The organism is Mesorhizobium sp. RCAM 05099, from assembly GCF_059683685.1.
The window spans coordinates 3,199,089-3,217,864 of sequence record NZ_CM185035.1 but is presented as its reverse complement, the minus strand read 5'-3'; the positions used below and the strand labels follow the sequence as shown (position 1 = coordinate 3,217,864).

Genomic DNA, 18,776 nt, shown 5'->3' with positions numbered 1-18,776 from the left:
GACCATGGACAGCGCGGTGCCAAAGGGCAGCTTTGGCCGCCATCGCAAGATCATGCCGTTCGAGCCGGGCTCGATCGAGGCTCTGCGTGACGCCTCCCGCCAGAAGGCGGCTTCGCTCAACCAGCATGTTCTGGGCTATGGCGCACAGGCGGAGGCAGAATGGGTGGCGGCAGGCATTGCCGCCCCCGATCTTCCGGCGATGCGCAAATACCGGCTGGAGCGCATCCGCGCCGAGCTGAAACGTCGCGGCTATGCCGGCGCCCTGCTCTACGACCCCGTCAACATCCGCTATGCGACCGATTCCACCAACATGCAGCTGTGGGTGGCGCACAATCCGACGCGGCATTGTTTCGTTGCCACCGACGGGCCGGTGGTGCTGTTCGACTATTTTTCCTGCGAGCACCTGTCCGACCATTCCGGAGTCGTCGACGAGGTGCGGCCAGCCGTCTCGTGGATGTATCTCTATGGCGGCGAACTGACGGAGCAGAAAGTCCGCCGTTGGGCGGCCGGCATCGCTGACCTGGTGAAGGAACATGGTGACGGCAATGGCCGCATTGCGGTTGACCACATCAACCCGGAAGGCGTCGAGGAACTGGCCCGCCTCGGTATTTCGATCGGCAACGGCGAGGCGGTGATGGAAAACGCGCGGCTGATCAAATCGCCGGACGAAATCCTCGCCATGCGCCGCGCCATCGTCGCCTGCGAGGCGGCGATGGGCGAAATGGAGCATGCGCTGAAGCCGGGGATTTCCGAGAACGAATTGTGGGCCGAACTCCATCGCGGCAACATCGCGCGCGGCGGCGAATGGATCGAAACGCGGCTGCTGGCGTCAGGGCCGCGCACCAATCCATGGTTCCAGGAATGCTCGTCGCGCATCATCGAGGCCGGCGATCTCGTTGCCTTCGACACCGACCTGATCGGCCCTTACGGCTTCTGCGCCGACCTGTCGCGCACATGGCTGTGCGGCGACGCAAAACCGACCAATGCACAACGTGACCTCTTCCGCATCGCCGCCGACCAGATCGAGCACAACACCCAATTGATGCGGCCCGGCATCTCGTTCCGCGATCTGGTCGAACGCTCAGTGATACCGCCCGGAGACTGCTTCCCGACGCGCTACGGCGTCCTCTATCACGGCGTCGGTCTGGCCGACGAATATCCGACCCTGCCGCATGCCAGCGACTGGACCGCTGACACGCCTGATGGTGTGCTCGAACCTGGCATGGTGCTGTGCGTGGAAAGCTATATCGGCAGGCTTGGCGGCCGCGAGGGCGTCAAGATCGAAGAGCAGATCCTCATCACCGAGAGCGGTAACGAGAAGCTTTCAACCTACCCGTTGGATGCGAGGCTGCTCGGCTAGCCTGGCAAGGACCTCGCGGAGCGCCGTGACTGTCTTTTCCGGCGTTGTCCTGGCGGTGATGAATGGCAGGCCTTTGCGCCGTCTGGTCCAGCCGACCACTGCTACCTTCTGTGCCGCTGGCTCGAAACGCTGCGCCAGCGCCCAGCTTTCGCAATCGATCGCCGCGACATCCGCCTTGCCTTCGGCCACGGCGACAATCGAGCTTCGGTGACCGCCGCTTTCGCTGCGCGACGAAAAGATATCAAGACTTTCGCCCATCGCTTCCAGGTCGCGCGTCAGCCCGATGAGGCCCGACATGGAATCGAGGTTGTTGAAGGTGAAGCGCCTGCCGCGGATCAGATCCAGCGGGATGAGAGCGCCGCCGTCCGCCGGCGATCGAGCCTCCGGCCCCTCGCCTGTCCGCATCACCACCGCACTCGAATAAAGCTCGCCCTGCCCGCCTTCATAGGCATCGTAGCTTGGCTGGGCGACCACCTGCACATGCCTGGACAGGCCGAGCTCCATTGGTCCCCAGCAAGTCTGCGCGAACAGCAACGCCGGGTGCAGCCACAATCTGTGGAAATCGAATTCGTCGGGCGGCAATGTCGCCGGATCGGGCGCGATCAATGCTCCCTGGGCATCACGAATGCCGCCCGGAACCGGCGGCAAGTCGGCATTGCGGCGTGCGATGGTTTGCGGCGCGTCGATACCCTTCTGCCTGAAGGCATCGCGCAGCAGCGCCCATTGGGCGTCGACCTCGTCGCGCACCTCAGGCCAGTCATACATCGGCAACGCCGCAACCAATTCGCTCATGCCGACACTCAATCACCATGTCTGGAGAAAGGATCTCAAAAACACGGCGCCCAATCAGAATTGGCCGACACGGATCCCGGATACGCCGGAACTACTCCTTCGGCGGCTCGGCCGGGACGGGCGCGCTGCCAAGCCCGTTGATGCTGCGGGCCCTGACGCGCGGCTTGAAGGCCCTGCCCGGCTCCGGCGCGCGCCGCAGGACCGGATGCACGACTGGTTCCTTCGCCTTGAAGGCATAGGCTTTGATCAGCGCGAAATAGTTCGGATAGGCATAGCCATTGTTCAATCGCAGCCATTCATCACGGCGGTCGCGAAACAGTTTTGGCAGTCGGTACCAGGCCACTGTCGGGCTCTTGTGGTGGACGAGGTGCAGATTGTTGTTGAGGAACAGGAACGACAGCGGCGAGCGCTCGACGATCACCGTGCGGCCCTCCGGATACTCGGACCATTGATGCTCGGCGAAGGTGCGGATTGAAATCAGCGACTGGCCGAGCCAGACCGGGACCAGGATATAGAGCCACAGCGGAATGCCGAAGCCGAACTGAACGATCGGCACTACGATGGCGAGCCCGATCGCGTGCAGCAGCCACGCCTTGCGGATTGCCTTGTCTCCGGCCATCACCTGCCTGGCGTCGTCGATGAAGAAGCCGATGCAGGACAGCCAGGGCCGAGCACCAGGCGGCCAGCCATGGTGTTGTTGATCTTGAGCAGGAATTTCATCAGCGGCGGCAGTTCCTCATGCAGCCAGAGCGCCTGGTAGTAGCTTTCCGGATCGTCCAGCGGATCGGTCAGCCGCTCGTCGGCATGGTGGCGCAGATGAATGGTCTTGAAACGGCGGAACGGCCAGACGAGACCGATCGGCAGGAAGACAAAGGCTTCGTTGGCCAGCGCGTTGCGGGTCGGATGGCCATGCAGCACTTCGTGCATGAGCGAGGATTGCAGCGCGGCGGTAAAGGCCAGGATGGCGAGCGCCAGGATCGGATGAGTGGGCCAAAGCAGGAAGCCGGTGGCGAGCCATGTTCCGTAACAGAAGAAAGCGAGAAACACGGTCGGCCACTCGATGGCCGGTACGCTGCGTTGCCTGATGCTCTTGCTCGTCATGCTATCGACCACCGCCCCTCAGTCGCCGGAATCCCTGTGATTCCTGACAGCATTGTGTCAGGAGTGTTGGGTTGCAGCAACGCGACAACGCGCACAAACTGTTGCGATTGCGCATTTTCAGCCGCACATGTTATACATTGTAAACATACTTAGGGATTCATTTACGCCTGAGGCAGCTCCAGAGGGGCTTCGGCGCAAATTTTTCCTCAATCGGACTGGAGCACCGAGATGGACAAGCGCGATCTGTCGACCATCTTCCGCGAACGCCTGAAAATGCTCTTGACACGGTCCGACCTCAACCAGTCGGCCTTCGCAACCGCGGTCGGCATCGACCGCTCGGCGCTCTCGCAGCTGCTGTCGGGCGCCTCGACCCGCCTGCCCCGCGCCGAGACGCTGCTCAACATCGCCGCCGAGTTCAAGGTATCGCTCGACTGGCTTCTCGGCCTCAGCCAGGACGAGGGCCTGACCGGCGAAATCCGCGAAAGCCTGGAGATCGAGGAGGCGCCCGACGGCTTCGACCGTACGCTGCTGGCCAAATGGCACGCCGAGGCGGCCGGCACCAAGATCCGTTACGTGCCGGCCGGCATTCCGGATCTTCTGCGCACCGAGGCGCTGGTCGACTACGAGGCGGGCATCACCAACAAGAGCCGCCTGGCGCAGGCCGGCGAAACGCAATACCGCATCGACTACAACCGGCGGCCGGAAACCGACATGGAAGTCTGCATGCCGCGCCACACGCTGGAGATTTTCGCGCGCGGGCTGGGTGTGTGGGACCGTTTTCCGGAAGCCGACCGCCGCGCCCAGCTTCTGCACATGGCCACGCTGCTCGACGACCTCTACCCGACCTTCCGCCTGTTCCTCTATGACGGACGCATGCGCTACTCGATCCCCTACACCATCTTCGGGCCCTATCGCGCCGCCATCTACGTCGGCGACATGTATCTGGTGCTCAACGCCACCCAGCCGATCCAGACGCTGATCCGCCACTTCGACAATCTGATCCGCGCCGCCGACATCAACGCGCATGAGGCAGCCGGCTTCGCGCAGAGGCTGGCCGGCATGTCGTTCCCGTCAGGCACCCCCTGAGCTCGGTGCGAGGGCGTCCGCATCGGCGATGCCGCGCCCGCTATTTCATTGACTACACATAAAGACTTCTTTATATCCTTATCCGACTTCGAAACATGAAAGCCAATCCGATGACGACCACCAACCCGATCGATGCGCTGCTGGCTGAAAAGGGCGTGCTGCTGGCCGATGGCGCCACCGGCACCAACCTGTTCGCCATGGGGCTGGAGGCCGGCGAGGCCCCCGAGTTGCTGAACGAGACGGCGCCCGACACCATCACCAGCCTGCATCAGAATTTCGTCGATGCCGGCGCCGATATCATCCTCACCAATTCCTTCGGCGGCACCCGTCACCGGCTGAAGCTGCATCATGCGCAGGATCGCGTGCACGCGCTCAACAAGCGCGCCGCCGAAATCGCCCGCGCCGTTGCCGACAAGGCCGGCCGCAAGGTGATCGTCGCCGGCTCGGTCGGCCCGACCGGCGAGTTGCTGGTGCCGCTTGGTGCCATGACCTATGACGAGGCGGTCGACGCCTTCGCCGAACAGATCGAGGGTCTCAAGGCCGGCGGCGCCGAAGTCGCCTGGATCGAGACCATGTCGGCCCCCGACGAGATCCGTGCCGCCGCCGAAGCCGCCATACGCGTCGGCCTGCCCTACACCTACACCGGGTCCTTCGACACCGCCGGCCGCACCATGATGGGGCTGCTGCCGAAGGACATCCACGGAGTCGTCGATGGCCTTTCCGAAGCGCCGCTTGGCGTCGGCGCCAATTGCGGTGTCGGCGCGTCCGACATCCTCGCTTCGCTGCTCGACATGACCAAGGCGAGGCCGCAGGCGACAGTGATCGTCAAGGGCAATTGCGGCATCCCCGAATTTCGCGGCACCGAGATCCATTATTCCGGCACGCCGGAACTGATGGCCGACTATGTGCGCCTTGCCGTCGATGCCGGCGCGAAAATTGTCGGCGGCTGCTGCGGCACCTCGTTCCAGCACCTTGCCGCCATGCGCAAGGCGCTCGACGCGCACACCAAGGCGGATCGCCCGACTGTAGCCGCGATTGTCGAGCGCATCGGTCCGATGCGCAACAAGGTGGCGACGGAAAACACCGCCGAGACCAGCGAAGCCCGTCGCGAGCGTCGCCGCGGCCGGGCCTGACGCGATTCGTCTCTTCGATTATTCGCTGTTATCGGCGTAGCTCGACTGCGCCGACTTGAAGTCGGTGCCCGCATCGCTGCGCATCGTCATCAGCGCGCCAGAAGCGCTCGGGTCGGTGATCTGCTCCAGCATGACGCGAAAGCGGTCGTTGTTCAGCGCCGACATGGCGGTGCTGTGGGCAGCGGCGACATCGTCGCTGATACGCCTGGTTTCCTCGGACGGCGCGGACGAGGCAGCCGATATGCCCCTTGTATTCGGCGTCGGGCTCGCAACATTCCTGATCAGCAATTCCGGCCCCCTCAAGCCCAAACATGGGCTAATCGCGGCGCGACTCACGATCTATTCCGTCGGGACGGCGGATGGTGAAGGCGGTTGCTCCTCGATAGAATCGGAAGCGGGCTCACGATTGGCGCCGGGCCCAAATATCGGACGGAGAGCAACCATGGAGCAGTATGTCGGCCTTGATGTTTCCTTGAAGGACACCGCAATTTCGATCCGCCAGGATGGTGAGCGGATTTGGCGTGGAAAATGTCCTTCTGACCCTCAGATACTGGCGCAAGTGATCCGCAAGCATGCACCGCACGCCAGCCGCGTCGTCTTCGAGACTGGGCCATTGGCAACTTGGTTCTATCACACGTTGGCGGCTAAAGGTCTGCCTGCGATCTGCATCGAAGCGCGCCATGCGCAGAAGGTGCTGAGCGAAACGCTCAACAAGACCGATGCCAATGACGCGGATGGGTTAGCCCGGCTTGCCGAAGCGGGCTTCTTCAAAGCGGTCCGAGTCAAGTCGTACGACACGATGTTGATCCGCACGCTGGTGGCGGCACGCAATCAATTCATCCTCATCTCGACGCAACTTGGCAACCAGATACGCGGAACAATGAAGACGTTTGGGCTCATCGTTCCGCGGGGCAAAGGAGGCGCGTTCGAAAACAATGTCCGGAACCTTCTGGACGGCGAAGAAGGTCTGGCTCGGATCATGCTGCCGCTGCTCGAAGCCTGGCGCGACGTTCGCAAGCGCGCGGCCGATCTCGATCGTCAGCTACTTGCGACGGTGCGCAAAAGTCAGCGGGCTCAGTTGCTGATGACCGTCCCCGGCATTGGTGCGGTGACGGCTATTTCCTATGTCGCAGCGATTGAGGACCCCGACAATTTCCGCAAGTCACGCGCGGTGGGCGCTTGGCTGGGCCTGACCACACGGCGTTACCAGTCCGGTGAGGTCGACTATGACGGCCACATCTCACGACGAGGTGACAAACGCCTGCGCAGCTTGCTCTATGAAGCAGCGCTGGTGATCCTCACCCGAACCGGCGCCAAGAACGAGAGCAGCCTCAAGACCTGGGGACTCCAGCTACGTGAGCGCCTGGGCTTCAAGCGCGCAGCGATCGCGGTGGCGCGTAAACTGTCAGTCATCATGCACGCGATGCTTAAGTCAGGAGAAGCTTTCAACCGATCGGCTGGGGCCAGCGCCTAGCCTAGGCAACCCAGCTCTACACTCTCAGCGCGTCGTCATTCTAGCGCGCCGAGGCGTCCCTGCCGGGACGTGGGTCAGACCATTCCGTTCTCGTGATTGCAGCTCTCCGGAGACTGCGGCGCAAACACAGGAAGGCCTCGCCTGCGAAGACCCATAATGCGACGGCCAAATGCCGATCGCGGAGACAACCCTGCTCCCGGCACTCGCCTATGACTCGCGCGAAAGCGGCCACTGCGGGCATGCCCATTCTTCGTTCCAACCTGCGGCGGTGCAATCCATCGCCCGACTAGAAATGGAGTTGACCAGATGAGAGCGATTAGACAACCATGAGCTATTGCATAGCAAGCAGGAATTGCGATCCAGTTCCGGAAAAACCGTGCAATTTAACGATCCTGCGCATAACCCCGGAACCCACAGGGCCGCGTCAGCGAACGTCGGCAACGATTTTTTTCTGACCTCGATTCGGAAAACGAGCGCGCAAGGCGTTCGATGCGCACGCTCGGCGTATGGACCACCCCCTGGCTGCGATCGTCGAACGAAACCAGCTATCCCGCCGCGAGCACCGGCGTGGATGCGGCTAAATCAACGGAGGAAAAAGCTTCCGCAAGAAGCCGTGGAACCAGGCAGCTTGCGCGGCGTCGTGCAGGCTCATGAGCCGATCCTGTTCCTCACGCGTCTGTGCACCCGGCTTGCCATAGTTCGCGCCCGGACGATTTTGCACGCGCTCAAAACCGGTCGGCGTGACCTCCGCATGGAATTGCAGTCCGTAGACCTTGTCGCCGATGCGGAAAGCCTGATTGGGAAACAGGGCGCTCGAGGCGAGGTGCTCGGCGCCGTCCGGCAGTTCAAAGCCATGCCAATGGGATTGTGTCACATGGATCGACGCAGGCAGGAAATCTTCGGCGCCCACGGCCGGATAGAGTGGATAATAGCCGAATTCATGCATGCCGGTCGCTGGCGGGCCAACATGCGCACCGCGATGCCACGCAATCTGCTGCGCACCTTGGCAGATACCGAGCAACGGAATATCGGACTTCATGCAGAAGTCGATAAACCGGTATTCGTCCAGCAAGAATGGATGCAGCGCTGTATCGTAGACGTTGTACATGCCGCCATAGACCACGCCGCCCGCGACAGCGTCGTCCGCATCCAGCGCCTCTCCGGCATAGGCCCGACGCAAGACCGGCTCATAGCCGTTTTGCCGGAGATAGGCGAAAACACGGTCGTCCGCCGGCTCGTCGCTGTGCCGCACCAGAACAACACGTCTCGTCATGGCTGTGCCTTTCATCTTGCCGATGAATGAGTGACGGCAGGCCGCGTTGCAACGAAAAAAAGGCCGGCAAGGGAATGAATCCCTCGCCGGCCTGCCTCACCCGCCCGTGGGTCGGTTTCCCCTATCAGAACGATCCCATCTGAAAGAAACCGGCCGTCATCACCACTACCGATTACCGCCCAGCGCCGAGGCAAGGCGCACAAGCGAGAGGAACTCGGACCTGTACCCAAACGGGTCGGCTCCTCGAGCGGCAGTGGCGATCTCCATGATCTTGTCGTAACCGAACTTCGCGGTCGCATCCTCGTCGCGCAGCTTCTGGCCGAAGGCCGCGACAGCAACCGAGAACCGCTGGTCGGTGCTGGCCTGGTCGAAGGACGCCACCTCGTTGGCTGACGTCACCGGCGTGGTGATCAGCTTCGAGATGTCCTCGTTCGGCAGCTTGTAGCGGATCTTGACGAAGGCATATTCGTCCGCATTGGCGACGCCGCCATTGTTCACCGCCGCCTGGCCGTAGCGCAGCGGATCGATCTGCTCGCCGCCGCTGCCCTTGGGCGTGATTTCGTAGATCGCGGTGACCGAGTGGCCGGAACCGATCTCACCGGCATCGACGCGGTCATTGTTGAAATCCTCGCGGTTCAACGCCCTCGTCTCGTAGCCGATCAGGCGATATTCCGAGACCTTGTTCGGATTGAACTCGACCTGGATCTTCACGTCCTTAGCGATGGTGAACAGCGTCGAGGAGGCATCCTCGACCAGCACTTTTTCCGCCTCGGCCAGCGTGTCGATATAGGCCGCGGTGCCATTGCCGTTCTGGGCGATTGTTTGCATCATCTGGTCGTTCAGATTGCCGCGGCCGAAGCCGAACACCGACAGGAAGACACCGGTCTTGCGCTCGCTCTCGATCAGCCGCTTCAGGTCGTCATCGTCGGTCTGTCCGACATTGAAATCGCCATCGGTGGCCAGCATCACCCGGTTGACGCCGTCCTTGACGAAGGACTGCTGGGCAAGCCTGTAGGCCTCCTTGATGCCGGCCTCGCCGGCGGTCGAGCCACCAGGTTGCAAATTGTCGATGGCGTTGAGGATCTTGTCCTTCTCGGCAACCTTGGTCGGCATCAGCACGGTGCCGGCGTCACCGGCATAGGTGACGATCGAGATCGTGTCGTCGGCCTTCAACTTGCTCACCAACAGCCGGAATGCCGATTTGAGCAGCGGCAGCTTGTCGGGTTCATCCATGGAGCCCGAGACATCGATCAGGAAGACCAGATTGGCCTTGGGCTGCTCGGTCGGCTTGATATCGAACCCCTTGATGGCGACGTGCATCAGCCTGGTGTGCGTGTTCCACGGCGTCGGCATGACGCTGACCGTCGAGTTGAACGGCGTCGAAGCGGAATCCGGCCCCTTCCAGTCATAGGGGAAGTAGTTGATCATCTCCTCGACGCGGACCGTGTCGGCCTGCGGCACGAACCCCTCCTTCAGCGAACGGCGCACGAAGGAATAGGAAGCGGTGTCGACATCGATCGAGAAGGTCGAGACCGGATCCTCGAGCGCGGCATGCACCGGATTGGTCTTGAAATCCTGGACGCGGTCGCGGTTTTCCTCTTGGCGGACAACCTGATCGGCCGGCGCCATGGCCGGCTGCTGCGGCGCCATCAGCTTGGACTCGGCAGCCGGCATGCGGGCGACCCGCGACGTGCTGGGCGCACTTGTCGCGCCATCGAGCGCAAACCCACCAGTCGGGGCAGGCGTGGGCGCCTGCTTATTGGTCTGCAAAGTGCCGTATTCTGTTTCGTTGATTTTCGCCGGAGCATCGGCTTTCGGCGGCGAAGCTGGGGCAAGCAGCGCGTCGGCAGCGTCGCGGCTTTCCACATCCGTGTCGGCCTTCTTGTCCTTCGCCAGTTCGGTGGGAGCCGGCTTCGGTTCGGCGGTTGTCGGCTTGATGGTCGCGGGCTTGTCGGCCAGCGTCTCGGTGATCTTCTCGTCGCCGCCGAATTTGGGCGGCTGTTCCCTCAGCAGATGGAAGGTGGCGTATCCGGCGATCGGCAGGGCAACGAGCCCGGCAATGGCCGGCGTGGCGAAAAGTTTCTTTTGCATGATCTCGCTCCAGAGCTTTTGTGCTCGCTCTGTGAGACGAAGACCGCCAACCGATCCTTGGGTAACTGTCGAAATATTTTCCTGATCGAAAGCGCGCAGCGCGGCTTCGAAAGCGCGCGCCTTGGCATCCTGGGCAGGTGCCGGCGCCGCGATGTCGCGCAGTCTGCTGAGTTCGTTGTCGTCGACCATGGTCACACTTCCCCGGCCGAGCGCATCAGCGTCTTCAGCCGTTTCTTCGCTTCATGGATGTGCCAGGAAACCGTCGTCTCCGAGATCGCCATCGCCTCGGCGGCGGCTGCGTGGCTCAGGCCCTCGCCATAGACAAGCAGCACGGCGTCGCGCTGCTTGTCCGGCAATTGCCGCACCGCCGCCCACAGCGCCTCGGCCGGGTCTTCCGGTTCGGCTGAAGCTTCGCCAGAAATCAGCGCATGAACGCCGTAGGCCTCGGTCTTGGCCATGTCGCGGGCGGACTTGCGCATCATGTCGCGCGCGGCGTTCAAGGTCACGGAGTAAAGCCATGTCGTGAAAGCGCCGCCGCCACGATAGTCACGAATCGCCCGGCCAAGCCGGACGCAGACTTCCTGGGCGATGTCCTCGGCATCCGCCTTCTTGCCGCACCAACGATAGGCGGCGCGATAGACGAAGTCGTAGTGACGCTCCAGCAATTTGCCGAAGGCCCCCCTGTCTCCGCCCTTCGCCCGCCCGATCAGTTCGGCGTCGGAGGCTTCGCTCTCATCCAGCATCATCGCCATCATTTGCCTGTTGGACGAAGGCTAATGGTGATTCCTTGGGGCGATGGAAAGATTTTTTTGGAAACAGCCGGGATCCTGACCATCGACGCCCCGGAACACCTTCCCGCTTGACTCATACATATCTCAACGGTTATACGTCGATCAATAGCCAGAGAGTTATCGATCCCAAATGACGAACGCGCACGACACGCTCTTCAGAACGCTCGCCGATCCCACGCGCCGGGCGATCTTCGAGCGCCTGTGCCGGGAGGGCGAGCAGACAGTCGGAGCCCTGACTGCGCAGTCCGGGGTCTCGCAGCCGGCGGTGTCAAAGCATCTCGGCCTTCTCAGGCAAGCCGGCCTGGTGCGCGACCGCCATGAGGGACGCCAGACCCATTACAGCGCCCAGCTCGCCGCGCTGGCGCCGCTGACCGACTGGACGAACCAGATGAACGCGTTCTGGCAGAGCCGGTTCGACGACCTCGAAAATCTGCTCAAAAGAATGGACCAATGACCAACACTGCGACCGAAACGCGCTCCGTCATTGTCGAACGTGAGATACCGTATCCGCCGGAAAAGATCTGGCGCGCGCTCACCCAACCGCACCTGATCGAGGAGTGGCTCATGAAGAACAACTTCAAGCCAGTCGTGGACCACCGTTTCAATCTTAGCGCGGACTGGGGCGGCGTCGACTGTCAGGTCCAGACGGTCGAGCCCAACAAGACGCTGTCCTACACCTGGGACACCAAGGATCTCGAGAGCGTGGTCACCTGGACGCTCACGGCTACGAGCACGGGAACCCACCTGCGCATGGAGCAAACCGGCTTCCGGTCGGATCAGCAGCCCTACTACCGTGGCGCCACGGTCGGATGGCCGAAGTTCCTCGCAGCCCTGGAAGAGGTCCTGGCGCGGATAGATTGAAACTCGCCGGCAGGCGGATCGCTGGTCCGCTTCGGCTCGTTTTGACGGGAGGTCTCATTGGACTGGAACTATTGGGTTCGGCAAATTCATCGCTGGCTGTCGATCATCTTTACGCTGACCGTCATCGCCAACTTCGTCGCCATGGCATTGGGGCAGCCTCCCGCCTGGGTGGTCTACTCGCCGCTCTTACCGCTCTTCTTGCTGCTGTTCAGCGGCTTGTACATGTTCGTGCTGCCGTATGTCGCCAAGGGACGCGGCGCGCAGCGAGCAAGCGGATAAGAATGGGCGGAGTGGCCAGGACGCAAGGGCAATCGACCAAGGTCGCGGCCAAGGCCGCACCGGTCCTGCTCTCGGGCGGCAACCCGCAAATCGCCAAGGGCGACGGCAACGCTCCGGTGCAGGCGCATATCGCCGCAATGCCGGGCTGGAAGCGCGGCCTGGGCGAGTGCCTCGACGCGCTCATCGAGCGGAACGTGCCTGACCTGCGCAAGGCGGTAAGATGGAACTCACCGTTCTACGGCATCGAGGGCCAGGGCTGGTTCACGACGTTCCATGTCTTTGCCCACTACGTGAAGGTGACCTTCTTCAGCGGCATGTCGCTGCGGCCGGTTCCGCCCGGCGGCACGGTGAAAAGCAAGGACGCGCGCTGGATCGACATCCGCGAAGGCGACGAGTTCGACGAGGCGCAAATGGCGGCTTGGGTAAAGCAGGCGGCCGCCCTGCCCGGCTGGATTCCGTAGCGACTGCAGGAACAGCCCTATCGGACGCCAAGCGCATCGCGGTCTGATGCGGATGCTGGCGCGGACCGGTTGAAAGCCTGACGACACGGTTCAAAGCCCGACCCCACACAGGGCGGCACCGAACGCGACAAAGGAGGAATATCGATGAAGATCAAGCTGACAACCATCCATGTGGACAACCAGGAAAACGCACTGCGCTTCTACACCGACGTGCTGGGCTTCACTAAGAAGGCCGATTTCAGCAACGGGCCCTATCGCTGGCTGACCGTGACCTCCCCCGATGATCCCGATGGAACAGAGCTGCAGCTCGCACTCAATGACAACCCGGCCGCCAAAGCCTATCAGGAAGCCATCTTCAAGCAGGGCCAGCCGGCGGTCATGTTCTTCACCGACGACATCAAGGGCGACTACGAGCGCATCAAGGCGAACGGTGCCACCTTCACCAAGCCGCCGACCGAGGTGACCGGCTCAACCATCGCCCAGTTGAACGACACCTGCGGCAACCTCGTTCAAATCACCCAGCTGGCGCGCTGGTGATGGGCGGCAATTGAAACGCGGCGAGACACAGGAATTCGAGGTGCCCAATGACTCCATCGGAACAGATCGACCAATTGATTGCAGGACTGACGGACTGGCGCGGCAAGACGCTCGCCAGCGTCCGCAAGACCGTCCTTGAAGCCGACCCGGAGATGATCGAGGAGTGGAAGTGGATGGGCAGCCCGGTATGGTCCCGCGACGGGATCGTCGCGATCGGCAACGCCCACAAGGACAAGGTGAAGCTCACTTTTTCCCACGGCGCCAGCCTGCCCGATCCCGACAAGCTGTTCAACAACGGCTTTGGCGGCAAGGTGTGGCGAGCGATCGATCTCTTCGAGGGTGACAAGATCGATGAGAGTGCTCTGAAACAGCTCGTCCGTGCCGCCATCGATTACAACAAGGCCAAAACGAAGAAGAAAGCGCCCGCCTCTACTCGAGCGAAGGCTCAGGAGTAACGAGATATCAGGCGCGCGATAAGGCGAAAGACAAGCCGGCCAAGGTGGACGCTTTTGACCTTACGCCGCCTGCCCCGCCACCCAGCCCGACGACCACGCCCACTGGAAATTATAGCCACCCAGCCAACCCGTGACATCGACGGCTTCGCCGATGAAGAACAGGCCCGGCACGGATTTCGCCTGCATTGTCTTCTGGTCAAGCCCGTTGGTGTCCACCCCGCCAAGCGTCACTTCGGCGGTGCGGTAGCCCTCCGAACCGGCCGGCTTGATGCGCCAGTCATTGACTGCTGCGGCGACGGTTCTGATCTGGGCGTCCGAAAGATCGGCAAGATTGCCGTCGATCCCGGTGCGCTCGGCGATTGATTGTGCAAGCCGTTTCGGCAGGTGATTTGCCACCACCGTCTGCACCGCCTGACGCCCATTGCCGTGCTTGGCGGCGCGAATGAGGTCAGCCACATCCACCCCCGGCAGCATGGCGATACGGATTTCGTCGCCCTCGCGCCAATAGGACGAGATTTGCAGGATGGATGGTCCGCTGACGCCGCGATGCGTGAACAGCATCGCTTCGGAAAACCGCGCCTTGCCGCAAGCGACTTCCGCGTCGACGGCATTGCCGGCCAACGGCGCCAGCCGTTCGAGCGTTTTTGCGTCGAAGGTCAGCGGCACCAGCGCCGGCCGTGTTTCGACAACGGCAAGGCCAAACCGTTCGGCAAGCTCATAGCCAAAGCCCGTCGCCCCCATCTTGGGGATCGACTTGCCGCCGCACGCCACGACCAGGGACTGACAAGCGACCGTGCCGGTGGAGAGAGTGAGCACGAACCCTTCCAGGGTTTTGCGGACATCCGTCACCTCGGTCGACAGTACCAGCTCCGCGCCCCTGCCCTGCATTTCCGAGACCAGCATGTCGATGATCTGGCGCGCGGAACCGTCGCAGAACAGTTGCCCCAGCGTCTTCTCGTGATAGGCGATGCGGTGGCGTTCGACGAGCGCGATGAAGTCGCGCTGCGTATAGCGGCTGAGCGCCGAAATGCAGAAATGCGGATTCGCCGACAGAAAATTCTTGGGGCTGGCGTGGATGTTGGTGAAGTTGCACCGGCCACCGCCCGAGATCCGGATCTTTTCGCCAGGCATCGCGGCGTGATCGAGGATCAGCACCGAACGGCCGCGCTTGGCCGCCTCCGCGGCGCACATCATTCCGGCGGCACCGGCGCCGATGATCACGACATCATAGGATTGCATCAGCCAGTCGTTCCCGCTCGACCCACTCATTCTGGGGCGCGCCACTTATGCTGCCTGATACCGCGAACAGGCCGGACAGCCAACAGACAAGAACAGCCGAACGAAGGGCTCTAGCTCAGCGTCTCGGCGAAGAGCGTCGTCAACCGCTTCCAGTGGCGCTCGGCGCCGGTCGCATCGAAGACGCTGTGGTCCGGCACGCACCAGCCATGCGCCATGCCGACATAGTTCTCGATTGTGTGGTCGACTTCCGCAACCCGCAGCGCCTCGGCCAGTCGCGCCGACTGTTCCGGCGGGAAACTCCTGTCGACACCCGCCGTGCCGACATAGAGACGCGCCTTGATCGAGGCTGCCTTGCGATGCGGGCTGTCGGCGGCGTCGCTGGCCAGATTGCCGCCATGGAAGCTCGCGGTCGCCCCTATCCTCTCGGGATAGCTGGCGGCGGCGTTCAGTGACCGTGCGCCGCCCATGCAATAGCCGACGGTACCGATCGGCCCGGTGACACCTTCGCCGGCGAGCGCATCGAGGAACGCGGCGCTGTCGCGGATGGTCATGTCCTGCGTGGTGCCGCTGACCAGTGCCATCAGTGCTGCCTTCGTCTTCTCCTCGACGAAGGCAGTCTTGGCGTCAAACGGCCCGTAGGGCGCATTGCGGTAGAACAGGTCCGGCACCAGCACGGCATAGCCCACGTTCGCCAGCCGCTCGGCCATGCCATGGAGCGCCGGCCGCGGACCGAAGGCGTCCATGTAGAGGATGACGCCGGCCTTGGCCGGGGACGCGACTGACGGGCGGAACAGCCCGGCCTTTGCCGTGCCGTCATTGGTCTTGATCTGGAGGTCCTGTCTCGTCATCGCCCGCTCCGTTCGCTGGTTGGGCGATACATATCCGCGCGAGCCGCCGGGGCAAGGCATTCCCTGAACCTGGCAGTCAACATTTCGTGCAAGGTCGCGTGACGAGTTACAGACCGGCGAATGCCGCCATATGGAAGGCCTGGACCTCGGGGGGATAGCGATAGTCCGCGCCGTAAGGGCAGGCATTGCGGTCGAGACAGCCGCCGGCTCGGCAAGGCGCCCCGTCCGCGCCACGCACATGCGCCAGGCAGGCCTGGTAGGCGAAGCCTTCCCTGGAATAGGCATCGACCGGACAGGATTTCAGGCAAGGTTTCTCGACACAGGCGTCGCAAAGGTGGATTGCCGCGGCCTGCTCTGGAAGCGCGATCTCGTCCTCGAACAGCAATGCGCCGCGATAGGCATGCCAAAGCCCGTATTGCGGATGCACGAGAATACCGAGCGGCGACGGCTTCAGCCCTTCCGCCCGCATCGCCCATTGCTGGAATGGCAAATAGGGCTTGTCCGAGGGCGAAACCGCCCTCGCCCCGAATGTGTCCGCCACGGCGCCGATGACCTGCCGCGACCAGTTGTCCAACGGATTGGCGATTGTCTGCGGCTGCCGCTCTCGCCAGCCCAGGAAATGCGGCCAGGGCGCCGCCCCCGCCTGACCCACCAGCAGCACGGATTTGGCGTGCGCACCCGACAAACCATACGGTGGCGTATCACTTGCTGTGAAATCGAAGCCGCCGCGAAGAATGAGACCATGAGGGGCCAAGGCCTCGCCAATGCCGTCAACACGGCGTCGAGCATTCTGCGATTGTTGCCCAAGCGACGTCATGTCGGACACGATAGCGCTACGAAGCTCTGCTGCTACGAGACTCTCGGGCGGGATCGTGGGGATGGGAACAACCGGAAATCATATGTTTCCAAGCCTTTCCCCGATCATCGACGATTGTCAGCAAGCATCTGAAGGCGCTTTCGTCACCCCTGCAAAGATCAATGCCGGAGCTATTTCGAGGCAAATCGAACTCGACTTCAATCGAACACGCCCGAAACCTCAAGCCTTTATCCGCAGCCTGCTCTTCGATCATGGAACGATACCGCTCTATAAGCGAAGCAAGGACTTGTGGAACCGGAGACGACTCGTCAGCCAATTCCACTCTAACTTTGGATGTCGAATTTTCTCGCGCCGACGAATGGAGCATCCCGATGCCCCAATATCCGTCAACGTCGTTGTTGCGGCTTACAAACGAGCTGATCACGTCGTTCGCGATACCCTTGAAAGCACTCCTTCGAGCCATTTCGGCCTCCGCGCAAGAATCATCCCTTCTTGTCCGGATCGGAGAATGCACTCCGCCAGACTTCCTTGTGGATGATGTTGGCGACTTTAGCCCCGCCTGACTCGGGCTCCTTTCAGGTGAAGGCGTCGGGCATCGACCCCTTCTTCTTGGCGATGAAGTCCTTCAACGCTTCGTCGATGGCGGGGTCGAGATGCGGCGCCTCGTAGCTTTCCAGCCAGCGGCGTGCGAGCTCGTTGGCGCGCTGCGGCGCGGTCTTCTCACCCTCGGCCAGCCATTGCTCGTAGGAATTGTTGTCGGCGATGTTGGAACGGTAGAAAGCGGTCTGGAAATTCGCCTGGGTGTGGTCGCAGCCGAGATAGTGGCTGCCCGGGCCGACCTGGCGGATGGCGTCCATCGCCTGGCCGTTTTCCGACAGGTCGACGCCTTCGGAGAACTTCTGCGTCATGCCGAGCTGGTCGATGTCCATCATGAACTTTTCGTAGCAGGACGCCAGCCCACCCTCGAGCCAGCCGGCCGAGTGGAGGACGAAATTGGTGCCGGCCAGGATGGTCGAGTTCAGCGTGTTGGCGCTCTCGTAAGCCGCCTGCGCATCCGGGATCTTCGAGGCGCACAGCGAGCCGCCGGTGCGGAACGGCAGGCCGAGGCGACGCGCAAGCTGTGCCGCGCCATAGGACACCAGCGACGGCTCCGGCGTGCCGAAGGTCGGCGCTCCCGACTGCATCGAGATGGAGGAAGCAAAGGTGCCGAACAGCACCGGTGCACCGGGGCGGATCAGCTGCGTGAACGACGCGCCGGCCAGCACCTCGGCCAGCACCTGCGTCAGCGTGCCGGCAACCGTCACCGGGCTCATCGCGCCGGCGAGGATGAACGGCGTGACGATGCAGGCCTGGTTGTGGCGCGCATAGACCTTCAGCGCGCCAAGCATGGTCTCGTCGAACACCATCGGCGAGTTGGCGTTGATCAGGCTGGTCAGCACAGTGTTGTTTTCGACGAAATCGTCGCCGAACACGATCTTGGCCATCGCCACCGTATCCTCGGCGCGCTCCGGCGCCGTCACCGACCCCATGAACGGCTTGTCCGAATACTTTATGTGCGAATAGATCATGTCGAGATGGCGCTTGTTGACCGGCACGTCGACCGGCTCGCAAACCGTGCCACCGGAATGATGGATCGATGGCGCCATGTAGGCGAGCTTCACGAAATTCTGGAAATCCTCGATCGTCGCGTAGCGCCTGACGCCATCGAGGTCGCGCACGAAGGGCGGGCCGTAGACCGGCGCGAAGACAGTGGCGTTGCCGCCGATCTGCACCGAGCGTTCGGAATTACGGGCATGCTGGGTGTAAACGGACGGCGCGGTCTTGAGCAGCGAGCGGCAGAGGCCTTTGGGGAAATGCACGCGCTCGCCCTTGACGTCGGCGCCGGCTTCTTTCCACAGCTGCAGCGCTTCCGCATCGTCGCGGAAGATGATGCCGATCTCTTCCAGCACCGTGTCGGTGTTCTTCTCGATCAGCGCCAGGCCTTCCTCGTCGAGCACCTCGTAGACGTTGATCTTGCGCTTGATGTAGGTGAGCTGGGTGCCGGGACCGCCGCCCGAACGCGCCGCACGCCGTGCGGCAGCCCCACCGCTCGCGCCGCGTCCGCGCCGCGCGTTTGACGCCTCTTGGTCGACTGCCGCGTGCTCGCTCATGATCGCTCTTCCCTGAGTATCGCCTGGC

The 18,776-nt window shown here is 62.5% G+C and carries 20 protein-coding genes and 1 pseudogene; 11 read left to right on the top strand and 10 right to left on the bottom strand.

Annotated features, from left to right (window positions below; translation table 11 throughout):
- Positions 1–4: 4 nt before the first annotated feature.
- Complete coding sequence (locus AC56QQ_RS15815) at positions 5–1,360, top strand: M24 family metallopeptidase (RefSeq protein WP_497128452.1); 1,356 nt, start codon at positions 5–7, stop codon at positions 1,358–1,360.
- Here the strand turns inward: AC56QQ_RS15815 and AC56QQ_RS15810 are convergent.
- Together AC56QQ_RS15810 and AC56QQ_RS15805 are read right to left on the bottom strand one after the other, a co-directional pair.
- Entirely contained in the window at positions 1,325–2,152 is an 828-nt protein-coding gene (locus tag AC56QQ_RS15810) for a phosphate/phosphite/phosphonate ABC transporter substrate-binding protein (RefSeq protein ID WP_497128450.1), read from the bottom strand. The two genes, AC56QQ_RS15815 and AC56QQ_RS15810, sit on opposite strands and share 36 nt — an antisense overlap.
- 91 nt (positions 2,153–2,243) lie before the next feature.
- Positions 2,244–3,253: pseudogene (locus AC56QQ_RS15805) on the bottom strand (fatty acid desaturase).
- Between the two features lie 228 nt (positions 3,254–3,481).
- On the opposite strand from AC56QQ_RS15805, the gene AC56QQ_RS15800 reads away from it, so the two are divergent.
- Positions 3,482–4,339 carry a helix-turn-helix domain-containing protein gene (locus tag AC56QQ_RS15800; protein WP_497128448.1) on the top strand — a complete coding sequence of 286 codons (858 nt, stop codon included), beginning with the start codon at positions 3,482–3,484 and terminating at the stop codon, positions 4,337–4,339.
- A gap of 110 nt (positions 4,340–4,449) precedes the next feature.
- The gene (gene bmt, locus AC56QQ_RS15795) at positions 4,450–5,472 is read left to right on the top strand and encodes a betaine--homocysteine S-methyltransferase (RefSeq protein WP_497128446.1); all 1,023 of its coding nucleotides are present in this window, start codon (positions 4,450–4,452) and stop codon (positions 5,470–5,472) included.
- 18 nt (positions 5,473–5,490) lie between these two features.
- On the opposite strand, the gene AC56QQ_RS15790 is transcribed toward bmt, so the two are convergent.
- Positions 5,491–5,760 carry a hypothetical protein gene (locus tag AC56QQ_RS15790; RefSeq protein WP_497128444.1) on the bottom strand — a complete coding sequence of 90 codons (270 nt, stop codon included), beginning with the start codon at positions 5,758–5,760 and terminating at the stop codon, positions 5,491–5,493.
- 154 nt (positions 5,761–5,914) lie between these two features.
- Here AC56QQ_RS15790 and AC56QQ_RS15785 point away from each other — a divergent pair, with 154 nt between their 5' ends.
- Positions 5,915–6,946, top strand: coding sequence for an IS110 family RNA-guided transposase (locus AC56QQ_RS15785; RefSeq protein ID WP_497123285.1), 1,032 nt, complete (start codon positions 5,915–5,917; stop codon positions 6,944–6,946).
- Between the two features lie 577 nt (positions 6,947–7,523).
- Here AC56QQ_RS15785 and AC56QQ_RS15780 read toward each other — a convergent pair.
- The 3 genes from AC56QQ_RS15780 to AC56QQ_RS15770 form a co-directional block, all read right to left on the bottom strand.
- Positions 7,524–8,219 (bottom strand): glutamine amidotransferase-related protein, encoded by a 696-nt coding sequence (locus tag AC56QQ_RS15780; RefSeq protein ID WP_497128442.1) that lies wholly within the window; start codon positions 8,217–8,219, stop codon positions 7,524–7,526.
- Between the two features lie 165 nt (positions 8,220–8,384).
- On the bottom strand, positions 8,385–10,499 hold the full coding sequence (locus AC56QQ_RS15775; RefSeq protein ID WP_497128440.1) for a vWA domain-containing protein: 2,115 nt from the start codon (positions 10,497–10,499) through the stop codon (positions 8,385–8,387).
- 2 nt (positions 10,500–10,501) lie between these two features.
- Positions 10,502–11,062 (bottom strand): RNA polymerase sigma factor, encoded by a 561-nt coding sequence (locus AC56QQ_RS15770; protein WP_256750674.1) that lies wholly within the window; start codon positions 11,060–11,062, stop codon positions 10,502–10,504.
- 169 nt (positions 11,063–11,231) lie between these two features.
- Between AC56QQ_RS15770 and AC56QQ_RS15765 the strand changes: the two genes are divergently transcribed.
- The 6 genes from AC56QQ_RS15765 (at position 11,232) to AC56QQ_RS15740 (ending at position 13,694) form a co-directional block, all read left to right on the top strand.
- Positions 11,232–11,555, top strand: coding sequence for an ArsR/SmtB family transcription factor (locus AC56QQ_RS15765; protein WP_497128438.1), 324 nt, complete (start codon positions 11,232–11,234; stop codon positions 11,553–11,555).
- Positions 11,552–11,962 carry an SRPBCC family protein gene (locus AC56QQ_RS15760; RefSeq protein ID WP_489861918.1) on the top strand — a complete coding sequence of 137 codons (411 nt, stop codon included), beginning with the start codon at positions 11,552–11,554 and terminating at the stop codon, positions 11,960–11,962. The genes AC56QQ_RS15765 and AC56QQ_RS15760 overlap by 4 nt, the downstream gene beginning before the upstream one ends.
- Positions 11,963–12,019: 57 nt before the next feature.
- On the top strand, positions 12,020–12,241 hold the full coding sequence (locus AC56QQ_RS15755; RefSeq protein WP_269907863.1) for a hypothetical protein: 222 nt from the start codon (positions 12,020–12,022) through the stop codon (positions 12,239–12,241).
- 2 nt (positions 12,242–12,243) lie between these two features.
- On the top strand, positions 12,244–12,702 hold the full coding sequence (locus tag AC56QQ_RS15750) for a DUF1801 domain-containing protein (protein ID WP_497128436.1): 459 nt from the start codon (positions 12,244–12,246) through the stop codon (positions 12,700–12,702).
- A gap of 144 nt (positions 12,703–12,846) precedes the next feature.
- The gene (locus tag AC56QQ_RS15745) at positions 12,847–13,239 is read left to right on the top strand and encodes a VOC family protein (protein ID WP_497128433.1); all 393 of its coding nucleotides are present in this window, start codon (positions 12,847–12,849) and stop codon (positions 13,237–13,239) included.
- A gap of 47 nt (positions 13,240–13,286) precedes the next feature.
- Complete coding sequence (locus AC56QQ_RS15740; protein ID WP_497128431.1) at positions 13,287–13,694, top strand: DUF1801 domain-containing protein; 408 nt, start codon at positions 13,287–13,289, stop codon at positions 13,692–13,694.
- Positions 13,695–13,754: 60 nt separating this feature from the next.
- Here AC56QQ_RS15740 and AC56QQ_RS15735 read toward each other — a convergent pair whose 3' ends face one another.
- From AC56QQ_RS15735 to AC56QQ_RS15725, 3 genes are all read right to left on the bottom strand, one after another.
- Positions 13,755–14,933 (bottom strand): BaiN/RdsA family NAD(P)/FAD-dependent oxidoreductase, encoded by a 1,179-nt coding sequence (locus AC56QQ_RS15735; RefSeq protein ID WP_497129025.1) that lies wholly within the window; start codon positions 14,931–14,933, stop codon positions 13,755–13,757.
- A gap of 110 nt (positions 14,934–15,043) precedes the next feature.
- A complete protein-coding gene (locus AC56QQ_RS15730; protein ID WP_497128429.1) occupies positions 15,044–15,781 on the bottom strand; it encodes a dienelactone hydrolase family protein in 738 nt (245 codons plus the stop codon).
- Positions 15,782–15,887: 106 nt separating this feature from the next.
- On the bottom strand, positions 15,888–16,598 hold the full coding sequence (locus tag AC56QQ_RS15725; protein ID WP_497129023.1) for a hypothetical protein: 711 nt from the start codon (positions 16,596–16,598) through the stop codon (positions 15,888–15,890).
- 61 nt (positions 16,599–16,659) lie between these two features.
- On the opposite strand from AC56QQ_RS15725, the gene AC56QQ_RS15720 reads away from it, so the two are divergent.
- Positions 16,660–17,136, top strand: coding sequence for a hypothetical protein (locus tag AC56QQ_RS15720; RefSeq protein WP_497128427.1), 477 nt, complete (start codon positions 16,660–16,662; stop codon positions 17,134–17,136).
- A gap of 37 nt (positions 17,137–17,173) precedes the next feature.
- On the opposite strand, the gene AC56QQ_RS15715 is transcribed toward AC56QQ_RS15720, so the two are convergent.
- The gene (locus tag AC56QQ_RS15715; RefSeq protein ID WP_497128425.1) at positions 17,174–18,748 is read right to left on the bottom strand and encodes a trimethylamine methyltransferase family protein; all 1,575 of its coding nucleotides are present in this window, start codon (positions 18,746–18,748) and stop codon (positions 17,174–17,176) included.
- Between the last annotated feature and the right edge of the window lie 28 nt (positions 18,749–18,776).